Origin of the sequence: Pseudomonas sp. GCM10022186 (genome assembly GCF_042656385.1) — a bacterium.
In the GTDB taxonomy this organism is placed as follows: domain Bacteria; phylum Pseudomonadota; class Gammaproteobacteria; order Pseudomonadales; family Pseudomonadaceae; genus Metapseudomonas.
This window is the reverse complement of sequence record NZ_JBHSOU010000009.1, coordinates 133,029-153,567: the sequence shown is the minus strand read 5'-3', so window position 1 is coordinate 153,567 and position 20,539 is coordinate 133,029. Positions and strand designations below refer to the sequence as shown.

At 66.7% G+C, this 20,539-nt stretch carries 17 protein-coding genes; 7 read left to right on the top strand and 10 right to left on the bottom strand.

The genetic code is table 11. From position 1 onward, the window contains the following. Window positions 1–126: 126 nt before the first annotated feature. The 4 genes from peaD to peaA all read right to left on the bottom strand — a co-directional run bounded on the left by peaD (window position 127) and on the right by peaA (window position 4,629). Window positions 127–1,251 (bottom strand): quinohemoprotein amine dehydrogenase subunit beta, encoded by a 1,125-nt coding sequence (gene peaD, locus ACFPU0_RS06525; RefSeq protein WP_377692003.1) that lies wholly within the window; start codon window positions 1,249–1,251, stop codon window positions 127–129. 29 nt (window positions 1,252–1,280) lie between these two features. Further along, window positions 1,281–1,604, bottom strand: a complete 324-nt coding sequence (gene qhpC / locus ACFPU0_RS06520; protein WP_377692002.1) for a quinohemoprotein amine dehydrogenase subunit gamma — start codon at window positions 1,602–1,604, stop codon at window positions 1,281–1,283. Between the two features lies 1 nt (window position 1,605). Beyond that, on the bottom strand, window positions 1,606–3,036 hold the full coding sequence (peaB, locus tag ACFPU0_RS06515) for a quinohemoprotein amine dehydrogenase maturation protein (RefSeq protein ID WP_377692001.1): 1,431 nt from the start codon (window positions 3,034–3,036) through the stop codon (window positions 1,606–1,608). Between the two features lie 75 nt (window positions 3,037–3,111). Next, window positions 3,112–4,629, bottom strand: a complete 1,518-nt coding sequence (peaA, locus tag ACFPU0_RS06510; RefSeq protein ID WP_377692007.1) for a quinohemoprotein amine dehydrogenase subunit alpha — start codon at window positions 4,627–4,629, stop codon at window positions 3,112–3,114. A gap of 454 nt (window positions 4,630–5,083) precedes the next feature. On the opposite strand from peaA, the gene ACFPU0_RS06505 reads away from it, so the two are divergent. Both ACFPU0_RS06505 and ACFPU0_RS06500 read left to right on the top strand, forming a co-directional pair. Next, entirely contained in the window at window positions 5,084–6,577 is a 1,494-nt protein-coding gene (locus ACFPU0_RS06505; protein WP_377692000.1) for an aldehyde dehydrogenase family protein, read from the top strand. 496 nt (window positions 6,578–7,073) lie between these two features. Continuing rightward, the gene (locus ACFPU0_RS06500) at window positions 7,074–7,421 is read left to right on the top strand and encodes a hypothetical protein (protein ID WP_377691999.1); all 348 of its coding nucleotides are present in this window, start codon (window positions 7,074–7,076) and stop codon (window positions 7,419–7,421) included. 38 nt (window positions 7,422–7,459) lie between these two features. Here the strand turns inward: ACFPU0_RS06500 and ACFPU0_RS06495 are convergent, their stop codons facing one another. From ACFPU0_RS06495 to paaN, 6 genes are all read right to left on the bottom strand, one after another. Beyond that, complete coding sequence (locus tag ACFPU0_RS06495; RefSeq protein WP_377691998.1) at window positions 7,460–8,830, bottom strand: glutamine synthetase family protein; 1,371 nt, start codon at window positions 8,828–8,830, stop codon at window positions 7,460–7,462. A gap of 330 nt (window positions 8,831–9,160) precedes the next feature. Next, window positions 9,161–10,651, bottom strand: a complete 1,491-nt coding sequence (locus tag ACFPU0_RS06490) for an aldehyde dehydrogenase family protein (protein WP_377691997.1) — start codon at window positions 10,649–10,651, stop codon at window positions 9,161–9,163. A 276-nt stretch (window positions 10,652–10,927) separates the two neighbouring features. Then, window positions 10,928–11,848, bottom strand: a complete 921-nt coding sequence (gene feaR, locus ACFPU0_RS06485) for a transcriptional regulator FeaR (protein ID WP_377691996.1) — start codon at window positions 11,846–11,848, stop codon at window positions 10,928–10,930. 93 nt (window positions 11,849–11,941) lie between these two features. After that, the gene (gene paaX, locus ACFPU0_RS06480) at window positions 11,942–12,865 is read right to left on the bottom strand and encodes a phenylacetic acid degradation operon negative regulatory protein PaaX (protein ID WP_377691995.1); all 924 of its coding nucleotides are present in this window, start codon (window positions 12,863–12,865) and stop codon (window positions 11,942–11,944) included. Window positions 12,866–12,956: 91 nt separating this feature from the next. Next, window positions 12,957–13,556: a phenylacetic acid degradation protein PaaY gene (paaY, locus tag ACFPU0_RS06475; protein WP_377691994.1), complete on the bottom strand. Its 600-nt coding sequence runs from the start codon at window positions 13,554–13,556 to the stop codon at window positions 12,957–12,959. 25 nt (window positions 13,557–13,581) lie between these two features. Then, a complete protein-coding gene (gene paaN, locus ACFPU0_RS06470) occupies window positions 13,582–15,267 on the bottom strand; it encodes a phenylacetic acid degradation protein PaaN (protein ID WP_377691993.1) in 1,686 nt (561 codons plus the stop codon). Between the two features lie 408 nt (window positions 15,268–15,675). On the opposite strand from paaN, the gene paaF reads away from it, so the two are divergent. Genes paaF through pcaF form a run of 5 tightly spaced genes read left to right on the top strand, consistent with a single transcriptional unit; the run spans window position 15,676 to window position 20,447 of the window. Next, window positions 15,676–16,449, top strand: a complete 774-nt coding sequence (gene paaF, locus ACFPU0_RS06465; protein WP_377691992.1) for a 2,3-dehydroadipyl-CoA hydratase PaaF — start codon at window positions 15,676–15,678, stop codon at window positions 16,447–16,449. 44 nt (window positions 16,450–16,493) lie between these two features. Beyond that, window positions 16,494–17,285 carry a 2-(1,2-epoxy-1,2-dihydrophenyl)acetyl-CoA isomerase PaaG gene (paaG, locus tag ACFPU0_RS06460; protein ID WP_377691991.1) on the top strand — a complete coding sequence of 264 codons (792 nt, stop codon included), beginning with the start codon at window positions 16,494–16,496 and terminating at the stop codon, window positions 17,283–17,285. Window positions 17,286–17,289: 4 nt separating this feature from the next. Beyond that, window positions 17,290–18,807, top strand: coding sequence for a 3-hydroxyacyl-CoA dehydrogenase PaaH (gene paaH, locus ACFPU0_RS06455; RefSeq protein WP_377691990.1), 1,518 nt, complete (start codon window positions 17,290–17,292; stop codon window positions 18,805–18,807). After that, entirely contained in the window at window positions 18,800–19,249 is a 450-nt protein-coding gene (gene paaI, locus ACFPU0_RS06450; protein ID WP_377691989.1) for a hydroxyphenylacetyl-CoA thioesterase PaaI, read from the top strand. Before paaH ends, paaI begins: the two co-directional genes overlap by 8 nt. Next, entirely contained in the window at window positions 19,242–20,447 is a 1,206-nt protein-coding gene (gene pcaF / locus ACFPU0_RS06445; RefSeq protein WP_377691988.1) for a 3-oxoadipyl-CoA thiolase, read from the top strand. Before paaI ends, pcaF begins: the two co-directional genes overlap by 8 nt. Window positions 20,448–20,539: the final 92 nt, after the last annotated feature.

Here is a 20,539-nt window from a genome sequence, read left to right as displayed (position 1 = left end):
GGGGCGAATTCATTCGCCAAGCAGGCCGCAGGTCTGCCCTGCGGCCTTGACAGGGGGCGGCTTCGCCGCCCTTGGCGAATGAATTCGCCCCTACAACAGAGCATTCGCCCCTGCAGATCCCTGCCCCTACCGCACGAACACCTGCGTGGTGGTGATCGCCATGTCACCGCCCGGCAGCTTGATGTTCTTGATCTTCTCCAGGCTGTCCGGATCGAACACCGCGATGTCGTTGAAGGTGCCGGCCAGGTACAGCTTGCTGCCCTTGGCGTTGAAGGCGACGCAATAGTAGGAGTGCTCCAGATTGGCCGCCTTGATCAGCTTCTGCTCCTTGATGTCGTACTTGGCCAGGCGGTTGAGCACGCCGAACATCTGGTTCGGGTCCTTTGGCGAGCGCAGGCCGGTGAAGTACAGCTCGGTGAGCGGGGCGAAGTCCTGCACGGTGGCCTTGCCGGTCTTCAGGTCGATGCTGACGTAGCCATAGATGAAGTCGGCGGTGGCCAGGTCCTGTTTCTCATCCTTGAACCTGGCCGTGGTGTAGAGCATGGAGAACTCGTGGTACGGCGTCTGGTGCGGCCAGAAGTAGAGCACGTCCGGCGCGCTGTAGTTCGGCCGCTGCCAGTTGCGGCCGGGCACCGCAACCTCGTACTTGCCGGTCTTCACGTCCATCTTGTAGATGTCCGGCCCGGCGACGAAGAGGCTGCCATCGTCGGCGGCACGCATCAGGTAGACCTGCCGCGGCATCGGGAAGCTGCGCACCGGCTTGGCGTCGAGGCCGGCGCTGGTGTCATAGACCTCCAGGCGCGGCTGCTTGACCACGTAGTGGTCGCTGCGCATCTCGGTGGGGTTGACCGTGGTGTAGAGCTCCTTGCCATCGGGGCTCAGGGCGAAGGAGAACATCGAGCGCACCTTCTCCCCCGGCTTGTGCGACAGCTTGGCGTGGAACACCGTCTTGCAGTCGTCCAGGTCGACGCCGTAGAGATCGCCGAAGTGGTTGTTGAGGATGAAGGCGGTCTTGTTGTCCGGCGCCATCATCGCCGTGCCGGGGCCGAAGGCGTCGGGCAGGCGGCAGGTCTTGTACAGGCTGTCGGTGGCCAGATCCACCACGTGCAGGTTGTTCGGGTAGTTGGTGGCGATCAGGTATTCATGGCCGGTCTTCAGGGCCGGCCCGGCTTCGCTGACAGCCCAGGCATTGGCGCCCAGGGCGAGGCCGGCGACGGCGGTCGCCAGGCTGGCGATGGCTTTGAGTTTCATGCGGTTATCCCTCTTGTTCTGGTCGCCGGTCATTTGTCTTTCGGGAATACGGTGCCGAGGTTGCGCCAGTCGTCCATGGAGTTGGTCGCCTGGGCGTTCCAGTCCTGGTAGGTGCTCATCATGTCGGGCACCTGGGCCGGCCACCAGCAGGGGTCGGAGCATCCGTAGAGGTCGGCTTCCATCGGCTGGCAGAGGGAGGCCACGCCACCGAAGGCATCCACTTCCCAGCCCGGGTCGGTGGTGGCGGTACAGCCGGCCACCGCGCTCATGGCCATGACGTCCTCGATGCGATCTTCGGCTGCGGCTTTTTCGAGCATTTGCGCTTTGTTGTTGAGCGGCTTCAGATGTTTCATGTCAGTGCGCCTTCCGCGGGGAGATGTAGCTGCTGATGAAGGCCGGGTTGACGGCCATGATGCGGCTGTAGACCTCGATGCCGAAGTCCACCCAGTCGCGCATCAGCTCGCAGTAGTGATAGGTCGGGTGAGTGGGGTCGCCGTAGCGGGCGTAGCTCTCGTGGTAGCAGCCGCCGGAGCACAGGTTGCGGATGCGGCAGCTGTCGCAGCCGGTGCCGGAGCGGTCCAGGCGCTGGGAGAGGAAGTCGTTGAGCTCGACCTGCTTCACCCCGCTGTGCACGTTGCCGAAGGTCGGCAGGCTGGAGCCGGTGAAGCGATGGCAGAGGTTCAGCTCGCCCTTGTGGTCCACCGCCAGCATCTTCAGGCCGGCACCACAGGGCAGCGCCTTCTTGTGGCCCTCGTGGATGTCGGTGATCAGCTGGTGCAGGTTGGAGAAACCGATGTTGCGGTGCTCCAGGGCCGCCGCAAGGTAGCGCCGACCCAGGGCCTTCATGTTGGTGAAGACCTCCACCAGCTCTTCGCTGGTGAGGTTGAAGTCGGCCATGTCGCCGGAGGTGACCGGGGCGAAGCCGACTTCGGCGAAACCCAGTTCGTTGAACAGGTGGTTCCAGATGGTCTCGATATCGGTGATGCCGCGGGTCAGGGTCACCCGTGCGCCCACCGGGCGGCTGCGATAGCGCGACAGCAGCAGGTCGACCTTGCGCCGCACCACGTCGTAGGTGCCCTGCCCGCCCACGGTGATGCGGTTGCGGTCGTGCACCGTCTTCGGCCCGTCGATGCTCACCGACAGCCCGAAGCGATGGGCGTTGAGGTAGTCGATGATCTCTTCGGTGAGCAGCGTGGCGTTGGTGGTCATGATGAACTCCACCTGCTTGCCCTCTTCCGCGAAGCGACGCTCGCAGTAGTCCACCATATGCTCGATCAGCGGCCGGTTGGACAGCGGCTCGCCACCGAAGAACACCACGCTGTAGCGCTCCTCGTCGGGGGACTCGCGCAGCAGCATCTCCACCGAGGCCTCGGCGGTTTCCGCGCCCATCTTCTTGCCGGCGGAAGGCTTGTCCAGGTCTTCCTTGTAGCAGTAGGTGCAGCTCAGGTTGCAGCCGGTGTTGACGTTCAGCACCACGGTGTTGAGCGCGGTGCGCTCCACCTTGGCGATGCCGATTTCCGGCGTCAGCGGCGAGCCGTCGCTGACCACTTCCAGCGCGATCAGCTCGCGCAGGGTCTCATCGATGTCCTGGCCGGCGAAACGCCCGGCCAGGCGCTGCACCAGATCCTCGGACGAGCAGCTCTGCTCACGCAGGGCGTCGATGATGCCGCCGGTGACTTCGTCGGCGGCGAACAGCGAGCTGCTCGGGATATGGAACAGCATGCGGTCGGCATCCACCCGCACTTCATGCAGGTTGCGTTCGACCAGATTCAAGATTGCGCCCATGGCGACCTCCCGGAATTTTTCCCAATCGTCGTTGCGAATCCGGGCGGAGCCCTGCTCCGCCCGAGCCACAGCCGGTTAGGGCAGCGGCGGGTTGTTCCAGCGTTGCACGGTGACGATCAGGTGGCCTTCGCCTTTCTGGCCGCCCTCTTCCAGCTGGGCGATCACCTTCAGGTTGCCGGCGTTGTTGGTCATCATCTTGCGTTCCGGGTTCGGACCGGCGCCGCCGGGCACGAAGATGCCGTCCTTCTGCATCACGCCTGCGAACTTCACGTCCTCGTCTTCCTTGGCGCGCTCGTCGAAGGGCTCCACCGACCACTTCGCCGGCAGGTAGCCGATGCGGTAGGGCTGGCCGTCGGCGCCCTTGCCCCAGGCCTCGGCCTCGAAGCGGCCCTGCACCTTGGGCGTGGAGCCGCCGTTCTCACCGACACGGGCGATGGAAAATTCGGGCACCACCTTCACCTCGGCGATGTCCTTGTACACCGCCAGATCGACACCCTTGAGCGAACCGAGGGACACGGCGCGGATACCGGAGGTGGCTTCGGTGGCGGCCTTGACCTTGACGCGCACCTGCTTGGGCGTGACTTCCAGCACCTTCACCACTTCGACGCCCGGGCCGAAGTCGGGAGTGCCGGACAGGCCGCTGCCCACCAGGGTCAACTCGGCCTCGCTGCCAGCCTTGAGGTAGGCCGGCTGCACGGCCAGCAACTTGGCGTTGCCCTCTTTCGCGGCGCTGAAGTCCAGGCCGCGTTCGTCATGCTCGGCCTCGAACATGCGGCCCTTCATCTCGCCGTTCAGGGCGGCGAAGACCTGGCGCATGTTCTGCTCGCCGATCTTCAGATTGCCGCGCCACTCGTAGCCGTTGTAGAGGACGGCCGAGCCTTCGCCGTTGAAGGGCGTGCCGTCGGCGTACCGGCCCTTGACGCTGACCTTGAAGGTGTCGCCGGCATCGGCAGTCACGCTCATCACACCACGGACGTCTCCCTTGGTGAGCATATGGCCGCTGAAACTCCACTGGCCCGGCAGGCTGTCGGCCTTGGGCTTGGCCTTCTGCCAGTCGGCCCAGGCCTGGTCTTCCAGCGGGAAGCGCTTGGCCAGTTCCGGCACCATTTCCTTGAGGGCGAGATCCAGCCAGTCGCGGTCGCGGGACTGGGCCTGGTACTCGAGGGACGGCCACTGGCCGAGGTGGAAGTTGACCAGGTGCTCCCACTCCTTGGCGGGACGGCGCTGCAGGGCGACACGGGCGCCCGAGTGGCAACGGCCGCACATCTGGCTCAGCTGGTCGTCGAACTTCTCGACCGTATTCAGGCGGCGCTCCATGGCATAGCGCACGCCTTCAGTCTCGCTGGGCGCCAGGCCTTGCTTGTCGGCCAGGTACTTGACCAGGGTACGGCGGTCGGCGTCGCTGATCTGGAGGCCGTGCATCACCTGCATGCGCCCGATGCTCATCAGCCAGCCCTCGGGGGTCTTGCGCTGGTGGCTGATGCGGCTATAGGAATCGTTGCCCTCGGGGATGTGACAACCCATGCACTTGGACTTGAGGAGGGCCGGCCCCTCCTCCGCTGCATGAGCCTGGGCGAACATCAGGGACGCCATGGCCAGTGCCAGGGTGCCCGCATGCTGCCGGAGTCGAGTCGTCTTCAAGGTCAGACCTCCACGGTGTTGTTCTTATGGTTTGCACCCCTTGGCGGAGCGGGTGCAGCTGTCACGGCAAATACATAATGTGTGCCATTCCGATGAAAGTCCTTTTATAACAACGACTTGTCCTTGAAAATCAGGCTTGGCGGGGGTGCTGGCGAAGGGGCCGGGCGTCTAATTTCGCGACGGACTGTTCCAACCTGAGACTCGGCTGCCCGGCAGGCTATAAGGTAGACGCCCCGACTGTTCCAGGCCCGTCTCAGGCAGTCTCAATCTGCAACAGGGGAAAATTCGGCGAGCGTTGGAATCACCAGTGAATTCTTTTGAAAATCAGCCAGTTACTCATCATTCGCAGCCTTGGCATGGGGGTTGCGAAAGCGCCGTACAACTTCAATGAACAGAGGCTTCTCCCATGCTCGTCGACCTGCCCGTCCTGCCCCAGACCAACGCCTTCCTCAACCGCAAGCTGAAGATGCTGATCGGCGCGCAATGGCAGGACGCCGCCAGCGGCAGCACCATGAACTTCCGCAACCCGGCCACGGGGGAGGTCCTCGGTGAAGTCCCCTCGGCCACCGCTGAAGACGTCGACCGCGCCGTGCAGGCCGCCCGCCAGGCCTTCGACGATTCGCCCTGGAGCCGCATGCGCCCGCGCGAGCGGCAGAACCTGCTGTGGCGCCTGGCCGACCTGATGGAGCGCGACGCCCAGGAGCTGGCCGAGCTGGAGTGCCTGAACAACGGCAAGAGCGCCGCCGTGGCCCAGGTCATGGACGTGCAGCTGGCCATCGACTTCCTCCGCTACATGGCCGGCTGGGCCACCAAGATCGAGGGCACCACGGTCGACCCGTCCCTGCCGCTGATGCCGGGCGACCAGTTCCACGGCTACATCCGCCGCGAAGCGGTGGGCGTGGTGGGCGCCATCGTCGCCTGGAACTTCCCCCTGCTGCTGGCCTGCTGGAAGCTCGGCCCGGCGCTGGCCACCGGCTGCACCGTGGTGCTGAAGCCCGCCGACGAAACCCCACTGACCGCCCTCAAGCTGGCCGAGCTGGTGCTGGAAGCCGGCTACCCGGCCGGGGTGTTCAACGTGGTCACCGGCACAGGCCTCAACGCCGGGGCGGCGCTGACCCGCCACCCGGGCGTGGACAAGCTGACCTTCACCGGCTCCACCGAGGTGGGCAAGCAGATCGGCAAGGCGGCCATGGACAACATGACCCGCGTGACCCTGGAACTGGGCGGCAAGTCACCCACCATCGTCATGGCCGACGCCAACCTGCAGGAAGCCGCGGCCGGCGCCGCCAGCGCGATCTTCTTCAACCAGGGCCAGGTGTGCTGCGCCGGCTCGCGCCTCTATGTCCACCGCAAGCACTTCGACAAGGTGATCGCCGACATTGCCGGCATCGCCAACGGCATGAAGCTGGGCAACGGCCTGGACCCGAGCGTGCAGATGGGCCCGCTGATCTCCGCCAAGCAGCAGGACCGCGTCACCGGCTACATCGAACTCGGCCGCGAACTGGGCGCCACCATCGCCTGCGGCGGTGAAGGCTTCGGCCCCGGCTACTTCGTCAAGCCGACGGTGATAGTCGACGTCGACCAGAAGCACCGCCTGGTGCAGGAAGAAATCTTCGGCCCGGTGCTGGTGGCCATGCCCTTCGACGACATAGACGAGGCGGTGCGGCTGGCCAACGACAACCCCTATGGCCTCGGCGCCAGCATCTGGTCCAACGACCTCTCGGCGGTACACCGCATGGTGCCGCGCATCAAGTCCGGGTCGGTCTGGGTCAACTGCCACAGTGCCCTCGACCCGGCCCTGCCCTTCGGCGGCTACAAGCTCTCCGGCGTCGGCCGCGAGATGGGCGCGGCGGCCATCGAGCATTACACCGAGCTGAAGTCGGTGCTGATCAAGCTCTGATCGGCAAGTTAACGACCTGGGTGGACCACGCTGCATCGGCCCACCAGTCGAGGCTCGGCATGGCGACCTTGGTGGATGAAAAAAGCGTCATCCACCCTACGAAACCGGCCGCCTTTGTAGGGTGAACCACGCTTCACCGGTCCACCATTCGGAGCCCCGCCCAACACCGTTGGTGGATGAAAAAAGCGTCATCCACCCTACGAAACCGGCCGCCTCTGTAGGGTGGACCACGCTTCACCGGTCCACCATGCCCCACGCCACAAGATACGAACAAAGGCCCGGCCATCGCTGGCCGGGCCTTTGTCAGACATGGATGGCTCAGGTATCAGCGCTGCGGCTCGTGGGTCCGCTTTACAGGTCAGGATGACTGCAGGCGCGTCATTCGCACCCCGGTCAAAATGACTCCATAACTTCCAACCTACTGATTTCCAAGACTTCCTGCATGGCACGAAAAATGCCCCGTTCCCTTGGCTATACACCTGTCGAGGGATCCGCCATGAAAGTCCCCAGCATCACCCTGTGCCTTGCCCTGCTCTGCTCCCCCGCCGCCTTCGCCGCGGAAGTCCTCTCCGAAACCCCCGACACCACCGTCGGCAAAGCCACCGGCGGCATGACCGGCCTCATGTTCGGCGCCATCGGCGGTCCTGTGGGTGCCGTCGCCGGTGCGGCGATGGGTTACTTCGGCGGTAGTTTCGTGCAGGAATCCACGGGGCTCGGCGAACCCGCCTACCTGGTCAGGACCGACGACGGTTCGGTGCAGCGCTTCCGCTCCCCCGGCAAGCGTTTCAAGCCGGGCGACCAGGTGGAGGTGGACGGCATCCGCCTGCGCCGTCACGAGAATTGAGGGCCCTGGCCGGCCCTCGCCGGGCCGGCCACCCTCAGTCAGTAGCGCTCGAACCCCCGCTGCAGTTCCCAGTCGGTGATGCGCCGGTCGTACTCCTTCTGCTCCCATTCGGCGGTGTGCACGTAGTGGTTCACCACCTCGTCGCCGAAGGCCTTGCGCAGCATCGCCGAGCCCTTGAGGGCGGCGGTGGCGTCGCGCAGGGTCTTGTCCACCTCCGGCAGCTGGTCGTTCAGGTAGGCGTCGCCTTCGAAGGGGGCGCCCAGCTGGAGCTTCTCATCGATGCCCGCCAGGCCAGCGGCGATCAGCGCGGCGAAGGCGAGGTAGGGGTTCAGGTCGGCGCCGCCGATGCGGCATTCGATGCGCACCGACTTGCCGCCCTCGGCGCACAGGCGGAAACCCGCGGTGCGGTTGTCGCGGCTCCACACTGCGCGGGTCGGGGCGAAGGTGCCGGCCTGGAAGCGCTTGTAGGAGTTGATGTAGGGCGCGAGGAAGTAGGTGATCTCGCTGGCGTACTTGAGCTGCCCGGCCACCCAGGCGCGCATCAACTTCGACATGCCGAACTCGTCCTTGGCGTCGAAGAACAGCGGCTTCTTGCCCTTCCTGTCCCAGAGGGAGCTGTGCACGTGGCAACTGGAGCCGGCCAGGTCGTAGCGCCACTTGGCCATGAAGGTGATGGACTTGCCCTGCTGGTGGGCGATCTCCTTGCAGGCGTGCTTGATGATGGCATGGCGGTCGGCCATGGTCAGGGCGTCGGCGTAGCGGACGTTGATCTCCTCCTGTCCCGGCCCCCACTCCCCTTTCGAATTCTCCACCGGCACGCCGCAGGCCTGCAGGTGCTTGCGGATGGCGCGCAGCACCGGTTCCTCGCGGGTGGTCTGGAGGATGCTGTAGTCCTCGATGTAGTTCGAGGCGGTCTTCGGGTGGCTGTAGTTGCGCTTGTGGATGGCCTCGTAGCTCTCGTCGAAGAGGTAGAACTCCAGCTCCGAGGCGAACATGCCGACGTAGCCGCGCTCGGTCAGCCGCGCCACCTGCTTCCTGAGGATGGCCCGCGGGCTGTGGGGCAGGTCTTCGTGGTGATGGTCGAGCACGTCGCACAGCACCAGGGCCGTGCATTCCAGCCAGGGCACCCGGCGCAGGGTGCTCATGTCGGGCTTGAGCACGAAGTCGCCGTAGCCCTTGCTCCAGCTGGCGGCGGCGTAGCCCGGCACCGGCTCCATGTCGATGTCGTCGGCCAGCAGGTAGTTGCAGCAGTGGGTTTCCTCATGGGCGCTGTCGACGAAGAACTCGGCCTGGAAGCGCTTGCCCACCAATCGCCCCTGCATGTCCACCATGCAGGCCAGCACCGTATCGATCTCGCCGCTGGCAACAGCTTGCGTGAGTTCGTCGAAGCTGAGGAGGGGTTCGCTCATGGGGCGGTCCTTCGGTCGGGAACTGCCGAAAGCTTAGCCCAGCAATGGATTCTGCAAGTTTCCCCGCACCGGGATGGGGCGAAGGGTGTGGATGGGGGAATTTGTGGGGTTTTGCAGATTGCTGGGGTTCTGTCGGGGCGCAACCTTTGTAGGGGCGAATTCATTCGCCAAGGGCGGCGCAGCTGCCCCGTTCAAGACCGATGGGCAGGCCTTCGGCCTGCATGGCGAATGAATTCGCCCCTACAGGTTCGTCGATTCACCCCGGATTCTTCCGCCCCACAAAAAAACCGGCAGGCGCAAGGGCACCTGCCGGAAATCGAGGGTTCTGACTCAGTGGGCGATGCACACCGACTTCAGCTCGGTGTAGGCCTCGATCACCGCGCGGCCGAACTCGCGGCCCATGCCGGACTGCTTGACGCCGCCGAAGGGCATGTTCGGGTCCAGCAGCACGTGGGCGTTGACCCAGACGGTGCCGGCCTCGATGCGCGGCACCAGGTTCATCGCCTTGGACAGGTCGTTGGTCCACAGGCTCGCCGCCAGGCCGTAGGGGCTGTCGTTGGCCAGTTCGATCATGGCGTCTTCGTCGGTGAAGGGGATCACCGACAGCACCGGGCCGAACACCTCTTCGCGGGCCACGGTCATCTCGTGGTTCACGTCGGCCAGCACGGTGGGCTGGACGAAGAAGCCGTCGCCTTCCAGGCGCTCGCCGCCGGCCACCACGCGGGCGCCTTCCTCGCGGGCCAGGTCGATGTGCTTCTGCACGTTCTGCTGCTGCTTGCGCGACACCAGCGGGTTGATCGCCGCCTCCTGGTCCATGCCCGGACCGATGGACAGGCCCTTCACCGCCGCGGCCAGGCCCTGCACGAAATCTTCGTAGAGGGACTGGTGCACGTAGAAGCGCGAAGCCGCGGCGCAGACCTGGCCATTGTTCAGCAGGCCGCCGAGCAGCGCGCCCTGGATGGCCTTCTCCACGTCGGCGTCTGCCAGCAGGATCATCGGGTTCTTGCCGCCCAGCTCCAGGGCGAAGCGGGTCATGTTCTCCATGCAGGCCACGCCGACGCTCTTGCCCACGGCGGTGGAGCCGGTGAAGGACACCTTGCTGACCAGCGGGTGCGAGGCCAGGGCGTTGCCCACGGTGCTGCCGCCGCCGGTGATGACGTTGAACACGCCGGCCGGGATGCCCGCCTCGAAGGCCAGCTCGGCCAGGCGCAGGGCGGTCAGCGGGGTCTCGCTGGCGGGCTTGATGACCACGGTGCAGCCGCAGGCCAGCGCCGGCATCAGCTTCCAGGTGGTGATCATCAGCGGGAAGTTCCACGGCACGATGCCGGCCACCACGCCCACCGGCTCACGCCGGGCGAAGGCGGTGAAGCGCGAGCCCGGCGGGATCGGGATGGACAGGTCGAGGGTCTGGCCTTCGATCTTGGTCGCCCAGCCGGACATGTAGCGCATGAACTCGACGGTGGCGCCGACGTCCAGCATGCGCGAGATGTTGATCGACTTGCCCTGGCTGAGGGTTTCCAGCTGGGCCAGCTCCTCGGCGTGCTCCTCCACCAGGGCAGTGAAGCGCAGCAGGATGCGCTCGCGGTCGGCCGGACGCAGGCCGGACCAGACGCGGGATCTGAAGGCCTTGTGGGCGGACTGCACGGCCTGCTCCAGGTACTCCAGCGACACATCCGGCACGGCGGCGATGGCTTCGCCGGTGGCCGGGTTCAAGACCTGCGTGGTCGGGCCTTCCGGCAGCACCCACTGGCCGTCGATGAAGCAGCCGTGGCGACGCTCCAGGAATGCCGCGACCTGCGGCAGGATTTCAACCTTGCTCATGTTCGATCCTCTTCATGGGTGGGCCCGATTCCGCGGCCGCGACGGCGCACGTGGAACCTGGGTCGATGTCCGGATTCTCGGCGCTGATGGGGATCGAAGTTTTTTTGTCCGTGCCAGACGTGTTGGTTGGGCTGCCAGACAACGCGGCCTGGGGAGCGAGGAACACTTGTAGGGGCGAATTCATTCGCCAAGGGCAGCACAGCTGCCCCCTGGAGGTTACCGGGCAGAACTGCGTTCTGCTTGGCGAATGAATTCGCCCCCACAGAAGAGCGTGGCTCAACCCCGGCTGTGCTGCCTGCGGTACTCGCTGGGGGACACGCCGAAGCGCGCCTTGAAGGCGGTGGAGAAGTAGCTGGAGTCGGTGAAGCCCCAGGCGTAGCCGAGGGCCGAGAGCTTCAGCTCGGCGCTGGCGTGGCGCAGGCTTTCGGCGCAGAAGTCGAGGCGGCGGTTCTTGATGTACTGGGCCACCACCAGGCCTTTGCGGGCGAACATGCGATAGAGGCCACGCACCGACACCCCCACCTCGCGGGCGATGGTCTCGGGGCAGAGTTCCTCGGCGCGGATGTGCTCGTCGATGAAGCGCAGGGTCTTGCGGAACATCCGCTCGTGGGCGTCCTGCTCGACCTCGGCGGCACTCAGGGCCGGACGCAGCAGGCTGACCACCGCTTCCAGGGTCGCCTCGCTCTCGGGCAGGCTGAGGCTGTCCTGGCGGGTGGATTCGAGGATCAGCCGGTTGGCCAGCATCGCCACCGGCGAACTGGCCGGGATGCGCTGGGCGCAGCGTACGCCAGAGAAGCGCAGCCCCTGCTCCACCACGTGGCGCGGGAGGATCAGCGACAGCTGGCGGGAGTTCTCGCGGTAGACGAACTCGCTGGGCTGGGTGGAGTCGATCAGGGTGATGTCGCCGGGAGACATCTCGATACTGTTGCCGGCCTGCTCCATGCCCGCATGGCCATTGAGCTGGAGTGCCAGGTAGAAGTGCTTGCCGTCGCTCTGCGCCACCTCCTTCGAGGTGCGGAACAGGCGCGCCTGGGCCACGTCCACGAAGCTCAGCTTGATGGCGCCGGCCTTGTACTCGCGGATGGCACCGGAAAACTCCGAGCCCAGCAGCTTGGCGCCAAAGCGCCCGCAGACCTGGTTGATGCCCTGCAGCCACTCGTCGAAGTGGTCTGCCCTCAGTGCTTGTGCAGTCGTCATGGCTTTCTCAGCCTCACGCTAGGCGTTGTTCTTGTCGTTATCCGGTCAAGCCGGGTTCACCTCGTCCGTGATAACCGCCACCAGGCGGCTTCGTTACCTCAGTCCGCCGAAACGCTGATAGAAACTCTCGCCGGCATCGGGCAGAGGACCATCCGCGGTTTCCAGCGCCGCGTTCAGCCATTCCTCCGCCCTGGCATAGATGAGCCGGTAGATGTTGCGGCACAGCTGGCGCGCCGCGCGCCCCTCCCAATCGCCAGGAAGCAGCTCGTCGGGCAGTTGCGGGTCACGCAGCAGCAGTTTGCGGTATTCGTGGATCAGCAAGGTCCGGGCCAGGAAGCAGTCGGCCGGCTGCAGGTTCTCCTGCTCGCGCAGCGCCTGCCAGAGCGGGCGGAACAGCTGGATGAACTCGCTGTAGTGCGCGCCCAGTTCGTCGATGTTCCAGCTCTCGCGGACCTGCATGCGCAGGGCCTTGGAGGCCAGCACATCCTGGGAGCGGGTCTCGAACAGGATGCTGTCTTCCAGGGCGTCCAGTTCCTGCAGGGTGGCGGTCAGGTCCACCCGGTCGCAGCGCGGATTGGCCAGCACGGTGGGCGAGATCGCACCAAAACCTTGCCACTCCAGCTCTTCGCGCACCTGTTTGCGCTTGTCCTGGGGCAACTGGGAGAGCAGTACCAGGGACCAGGCGCCATCCCAGGCCGGCACGCTGGAGCTGTAGACCCGCTTGAAGGCCTTTTCGAAGCGCCGCCGGCCGGTGCCGGTCAGGCTGTAGTAACTGCGCCGCCCGACCTTCTCGGCACTCAGCCAGCCTTCCTTGGTCAGGCGGAAGATAGAGGTGCGGATCAGCCGCTCGTTGATGCCCATGGGCTCCAGCAACTGGATCAGGCTGCCCAGCCAGACGGTGCCGCCATGGGGTTCGATGGCGTCGCCATAGAGGGTGATGATCAGCGAACTGGCGCGGATCGGCGTCTGCTGCTGGAAGCGGGTGACGAGTTGGTCCAAGGGCACGAGCGAAGTCATGGGCATACTGGAAGCGGAAAAGATGCCGAATATACCCGCAGGCTCCTCGGCATGACTATTGGGGAAAACCCCCGGGTGACGCGGACCCTGCTCATGAAGCAGCATTCCCCTTCGGGCGCAGGCCGCGGTCCTTGATGCGCGGGCGCGTGGCCTCCACCTCGGCCAGCGGCTCGCAGGCCACCATGTTCTGCAGGCAGCGCTGGGCCAGTGCCTGGTACTCGCGGGTGCCGGCCTGCTTCCAGGCCACTTCATCAACGCTGAGGCGGCGCTTGACCTGGGCCGGCGCGCCCATCACCAGGGACTGCTCCTCGCAGCTGAAGCCGGCCTTGACGAAGGCGGTGGCGGAAACGAAGGAGCGCGCGCCGATGCGGGCGTTGTCCATCACCACCGCGTTCATCCCTACCAGGGCGTCCTCGCCGATGCGGCAGCCGTGCAGCACCGCGCCGTGGCCGATATGGCCATTGCGCTCGACCACCGTGTCGCTGTCGGGGAAGCCGTGCATCACGCAGGTGTCCTGGATATTGGCACCCTCCTCCAGGATGATCCGCCCGAAGTCGCCACGCAGGCTGGCCAGGGGGCCGACATAGCAGCCCGGACCGATGATCACATCGCCGATCAGTACGGCGGTCGGGTGCACGAATGCGGTGGGATGCACCACCGGGGTCAGGCCATCGAGGCTGTAGCAGGTCATCGCAGGCTTCCTTCTTCTTATGGGTTCATGCCGCGCCGTGACGGCGGCTCTGCACGGTGACGAAGCGGCGGGCGACGAAGGCACCATCGGTGATCGAAGCGTTGGCCGCCGGGTTGCCGCCGCTGGCATGGAAGTCGCTGAAGGCGGCGGACTGGTTGACGAAGACGCCGCCATCGAAGTTGATCGACAGGGCCACGGCCACCTCCTGGGACAGTTGCTCGGCGCGGTCCAGCACGGCATCAATGGTGGAATACACGCCCAGGGTCAGGGCGCCCTTTTCGGCGATCACCTCGCCCGCCAGGCGCAGGCTGTGCTCGGTGTCGTCGGTGGCGATGACGAAGGCGATGGGGCCGAAGCGTTCTTCGGAATAGGCCGCGCGGTCGGCGGCATCCACCTTCAGCAGCAGCGGCGTATGGATGCGAGCGCCGGGGAACTGCGGATGCTCGCGGGCTTCGCTGTCCAGCAATACCTCGCCCAGGCCGCGGCAGGCCTGGATGCGCTGGGCGGTGGCTTCCGACTGGATGGCGCCGATCACCGCGCAGGCGCGCTCGTTGTCGGCGAGGAAGCTCTTGATGGCGCCCGCCAGGGTCTGGGCGACTTCATCGAAGGACAGTTGCCCGTCGCCGTTGCGGATGCCGCCGCGTGGTACGTAGATGGCCTGGGTGGTGGTGCACATCTGCCCGGAATAGAGGCTGAGGGAGAACGCCAGGTTGCGCGCCACGGCCTTGATGTCACGCACGCTGTCGATGATCACGCTGTTGATGCCGGCCTTCTCGGTGAACACCTGGGCCTGGCGGGCGTTGTCTTCCAGCCAGTTGCCGAAGGCGTTGGAGCCGGTGAAGTCCACCAGCTTCACCCGCGGGTCCAGGGCCAGGCGCTGGCTCACCGGCGCTTCCGGGGTGTCCACCACCAGGCTCACCAGCGCTGGGTCGAAGCCCAGCTCGGCGAGGACCTCCTGGGCCACCTTCACGCTCATGGCCACCGGCAGGATCGCGCCGGGGTGTGCCTTGACCAGCACCGGATTGCCAGTGGCCAGGCTGGCGAACAGGCCCGGGTAGGTGTTCCAGGTGGGGAAGGTGGAGCAGGCGATCACCAGCGACAGGCCGCGCGGCACGATGTGCCAGCGCTTGTCCAGCACCAGCGGGTCCTGCTTGCCCTGGGGCTTGGTCCAGCGCGCCGCCTCCGGCACTTCATTCATGGCGCGCCAGGCGTAGGCCAGCACTTCCAGGCCACGGTCCTGGGCATGGGGGCCGCCGGCCTGGAAGGCCATCATCCAGGCCTGGCCGCTGGTGTGCATCACCGCATGGGCGAGGGTCGGGCTCAGGGCATTGAGGCGCTGGAGGATCTCCAGGCAGGCGCCTACCCGCGCCTGCGGGCCGGCATCGCGCCAGGCCGGCAGCGCGGCCTGCAGGCACGACAGCAGTTGCTCCGCATCGTACTGGTCGTAGCTCACATTCAGATCGAAACCGTAAGGCGAGCGCTCGGCACCGGCGCGGCCCACGGGTTGCGGGCCGGCCAGGGCAAAGTGCTGGCCGAGCAGCGCCTCGAAGGCCGCCTGGGCGCCCTTCACCGCTTCTTCCGGGTACTGCTTGAGGCTTTCCGGGAAGGGCGACCAGTAGCCGCGCTCGCTGATGGCCTGGACGGCGCGTTCGAGGGTGCCTCGATGGTGCTCGAACAGCTCGAGGGCGGCGGCGCGGGCGGTGGTCGACATGGGAAAACTCCTCAGCAAGGCAGGTGGAGCCACAAGGTGGCGCAAAGCGATTCGCTCGATGACGAATTTTGTATCACATCGATCTGGAACATAAAAGCGCCTTCAGCTGTATCGGATGACGACCGGTCATCGGCGTACATGCCAAGCACTACTTGGCGACAAACACCCGATAACCATGGGCCGCAGGCACTACAAGCAGCCGTCAGCCACCTGTCCTCCGGTAGTAAAGAGGCAAAATATGAGACACATAAATCATATATTTAATTCTTGTTTTGTATCGCTTTGTGGGTATACTCCGGCCAAAGTCGCCCCGCACCTCAGCGCGGGCGACACAGGAAGGGGCCCACCCCGAACCAACCAATAAGAGCGGCCGACACGAGGCCGCGCGTGCACCTGAGGACCGTCGACATGCCTCGTACCCTTGCCGTCCTGCCGCCCGAGCAGGGTGTCCGCCTGATCACCCTGCAGCGTCCGGAAGCGCTCAATGCCCTCAACACCGAGTTGCTGGGCGAGCTGGCCGCCGAACTGGATGCCGCCGAACAGGACGCCGAGACCCGCGCCGTGGTCATCACCGGCAGCCGCAAGGCCTTCGCCGCCGGCGCCGACATCAAGGAAATGGCCGAGCGCGACCTGGTGGGCATCCTCAATGACCCGCGCCTGGCCCACTGGCAGCGCATCGCCCGCTTCGGCAAGCCGCTGATCGCCGCCATCAACGGCTTCTGCCTGGGCGGCGGCTGCGAGCTGGCCATGCACGCCGACATCCTCGTCGCCGGCGAAGACGCCCGCTTCGGCCAGCCGGAGATCAACCTCGGGATCATGCCCGGCGCCGGCGGCACCCAGCGCCTGCTGCGCGCCGTGGGCAAGTCCATGGCCATGCAGATGGTGCTCACCGGCGAGGCCATCGACGCCCGCCACGCCCAGCGCGCCGGCCTGGTCAGCGAAGTCACCCAGCCGGAATTCACCGTCGAGCGCGCCATGGCCATCGCCCGCGTCATTGCCCAGAAGGCGCCGCTGGCGGTGCGCCTGGCCAAGGAAGCGCTGCTCAAGGCCGAGGACACCGATCTCGCCAGCGGCCTGCGCTTCGAGCGCCACGCCTTCACCCTGCTGGCCGGCACCCGCGACCGCGAGGAAGGCATCCGCGCCTTCCAGGAAAAGCGCCGCCCCGAATTCACCGGCCAGTGAACGCTGGCCGCCCGCCCCTTCGCACTCCACAGAGCGCCAATGCCATGAACTTCGAGCACATCCTGTTTTCCATCGAGGAAGGCGTCGCCACCCTCAGCCTCAACCGCCCGGAGCAACTGAACAGCTTCAACGCCAAGATGCACGGCGAGGTCCGCGAAGCCCTCAAGCAGGTGCGGCAGGACCCCGAGGTGCGCGTGCTGCTGCTGACCGCCGAAGGCCGCGGCTTCTGCGCGGGCCAGGACCTGGGCGACCGCAACGTCGCTCCGGGCAGCGCCGCCCCTGACCTGGGCGAATCCATCGAGAAGTTCTACAACCCGCTGATCCGCACCCTGCGCGACCTGCCGCTGCCGGTCATCTGCGCGGTGAACGGCGTGGCCGCCGGCGCCGGCGCCAACATCCCGCTGGCCTGCGACCTGGTCCTGGCCGCGCGTTCCGCCAGCTTCATCCAGGCCTTCTGCAAGATCGGCCTGATCCCGGACTCCGGCGGCACCTGGACCCTCCCGCGCCTGGTCGGCATGGCTCGCGCCAAGGCCCTGGCCCTGCTGGGCGAGCGCCTGACCGCCGAGCAGGCCGAGCAGTGGGGCCTGATCTACCGCGTGGTGGACGATGCCGCCCTGCGCGAAGAGGCGCTCAAGCTCGCCCGCCACCTGGCCACCCAGCCCACCTACGGCCTGGCCCTGATCAAGCGCAGCCTCAACGCCAGCCTGAACAACAGCTTCGACGAGCAGTTGGACCTCGAACGCGACCTGCAGCGCCTGGCCGGCCGCAGCGAGGACTACTGCGAAGGCGTCAGCGCCTTCATGGAAAAGCGCACCCCGGCCTTCAAAGGACGCTGAGCCCATGCCCGCACTGAACACTTCCGCCACGGTCGCCGTGATCGGCGCCGGCGCCATGGGCGCCGGCATCGCCCAGGTCGCGGCCCAGGCCGGCCATCCGGTCAAGCTCCATGACAACCGCCCCGGCGCCGCCGCCCAGGCCATCGACGGCATCGACCGCCAACTCGGCCGCCTGGTGGAAAAAGGCAAGCTCGGCGCCGATGAGCGCGCCGCCATCGTCGCCCGCCTGCAACCGGCGGAGGCCATCGAGGCCCTGGCCGATGCCAGCCTGGTGATCGAGGCCATAGTCGAGAACCTGGAGGTCAAGCGCGGCCTGCTGCGCCAGCTGGAAAGCCTGTGCGGTGCCGACTGCATCCTCGCCAGCAACACCTCGTCGCTGTCCATCACCAGCCTGGCCGCCGGCCTCCAGCACCCGGGCCGGATGATCGGCATGCACTTCTTCAACCCGGCGCCGCTGATGGCCCTGGTGGAAATCGTCTCGGGCCTGGCCAGCGACCCGGCCCTGGCCGCAAGCCTGTACGAAACCGCCAAGGCCTGGGGCAAGCAGCCGGTGCATACCCGCTCCACCCCCGGCTTCATCGTCAACCGCGTGGCGCGTCCCTTCTATGCCGAAAGCCTGCGCCTGCTGCAGGAAGGCGCCGCCGATTGCGCCACCCTCGATGCGCTGATGCGCGACGCCGGCGGCTTCCGCATGGGCGCCTTCGAGCTCACCGACCTGATCGGCCATGACGTCAACTACGCCGTCACCTGCTCGGTGTTCGACGCCTACTACGGCGACTTCCGCTTCCAGCCCTCGCTGATCCAGAAGGAACTGGTGGACGCCGGCCGCCTGGGCCGCAAGAGCGGCCATGGCTTCTACAGCTACGCCGAGGGCGCCGAGCGCCCGCAGGTGGCGGAGCTGAGCAGCGCCGCAGCCGTGGAAACCTGCGTGGTGGAAGGCAGCCTGGGCGTGGCCGAGCCGCTGGTGCAGCGCCTGCGTGACGCCGGCGTGAATGTGGTGCGTCGCGACGGCAACGGCCTGCTGCGGGTAGGTGATGCGGTACTCGCCCTCTCCGACGGCCGCCTGGCCAGCCAGCGCGCCCGCGAGGATGGCCTGGCCAACCTGGTGCTGATCGACCTGGCCCTGGATTACGCCAAGGCCACGCGCCTCGGCATCAGTTGCGCCGCCGCCACCAGCGCGGATGCCCGCGACCAGGCCGTGGCCCTGCTGCAGCGGGCCGGCCTCAAGGTCAGCCAACTCGCCGACATTCCCGGCCTCGCCGTGCTGCGCACCGTGGCCATGCTGGCCAACGAAGGCGCCGATGCGGTGCTGCAGGGCGTGGGCAGCGCCGCCGACATCGACCTGGCCATGCGCGCAGGCGTGAATTACCCGCAAGGCCCGCTAGCCTGGGCCGACGCCATCGGCCTGCCGGCGGCACTGCGCACCCTGGACAACCTCCAGGCCGCCTATGGCGAAGAGCGCTACCGCCCTTCCCTGCTGCTACGCCGCCACGTCGCCGAAGGGAGGAACTTCCATGACTAACCACGAAGCCCTGAGTCTCGCCGAAGCCTGCGGCTCCGCCCTGTTCGAGCGCGACGCCGCCAGCCAGGCCATGGGCATGCGCCTGCTCTCCGTGGCGCCCGGCCAGGCCCGCGTCGGCATGACCGTGCGCCAAGACATGGTCCAGGGCCATGGCACCTGCCACGGCGGCTACCTGTTCGCCCTGGCCGACTCGGCCTTCGCCTTCGCCTGCAACAGCTACAACGAAGCCACCGTGGCCATCGGCTGCAGCATCGATTACGTGGCGCCGGCGCGCCTCGGCGACACCCTCACCGCCCAGGCCAGCGAACAGAGCCGCAGCGGCCGCACCGGCAACTACGACGTGCGCATCGAGAACCAGAACGGGCAACTGATCGCCCTCTTCCACGGCAAGTCCTACAAAGTGCGCGGCCCGGTACTCGCGCAGGAGAACCCCGATGAATGACGCCTTGATAATCGACGCCGTGCGCACGCCCATCGGCCGCTACGCCGGGGCCCTGTCCGGCGTGCGTGCCGACGACCTCGGCGCCGTGCCGATCCGCGCCCTGATGGCCCGCCATCCGGAGCTGGACTGGAGCGCCGTCGACGACGTGATCTATGGCTGCGCCAACCAGGCCGGCGAAGACAACCGCAACGTCGCGCGCATGTCTTCCCTGCTCGCCGGCCTGCCGCTGAGCGTCCCCGGCACCACCTTGAACCGCCTCTGCGGCTCCGGCCTGGACGCCGTGGGCAGCGCCGCCCGCGCCCTGCGCTGCGGCGAGGCCGGGCTGATGATCGCCGGCGGCGTGGAATCCATGTCCCGCGCGCCCTTCGTCATGGGCAAGGCGGAAAGTGCCTTCTCCCGCCAGGCGGAAATCTTCGACACCACCATCGGCTGGCGCTTCGTCAACCCGCTGATGAAGGCCGGGCTCGGCATCGACTCCATGCCGGAGACCGCCGAGAACGTCGCCGAGCAGTTCAATATTTCCCGCGAGGATCAGGACGCCTTCGCCCTGCGCAGCCAGCAGCGCGCCGCCGCCGCCCAGGCCAGTGGCCGCCTGGCCAGGGAAATCGTTCCGGTGGAAATTCCCCAGCGCAAGGGCCCGCCGAAACTCGTCGAACAGGATGAACACCCGCGCGGCGACACCACCCTGGAACAGCTGGCCAAGCTCGGCACGCCGTTCCGCCAGGGTGGCAGCGTCACCGCCGGCAACGCCTCGGGTGTCAACGACGGCGCCTGCGCCCTGCTCCTGGCCAGCCCCGAAGCGGCCAAGCGCCACGGCCTCAAGGCCCGCGGCCGGGTGGTCGGCATGGCCACCGCCGGCGTCGAGCCGCGCCTCATGGGCATCGGCCCGGTCCCGGCGACCCGCAAGGTGCTGGAACTGACCGGCCTGTCGCTGGCCGACATGGACGTGATCGAACTCAACGAAGCCTTCGCCGCCCAGGGCCTTGCCGTGCTGCGCGAGCTGGATCTCGCCGACGACGACGCCCGGGTCAACCCCAATGGCGGCGCCATCGCCCTCGGCCACCCGCTGGGCATGAGCGGCGCGCGGCTGGTCACCACCGCCCTGCACGAACTGGAAGAACGCCAGGGCCGCTATGCCCTCTGCACCATGTGCATCGGCGTCGGCCAGGGCATCGCCCTAATCATCGAAAGGCTCTGAAACGCAAGAACCAAGATCGGAAAAACGGGTGAGGAGTATCCTCTTCCTCAGCACTCAGGGGCCTACAGGCCCCCGCACAAAAATAATTTGAG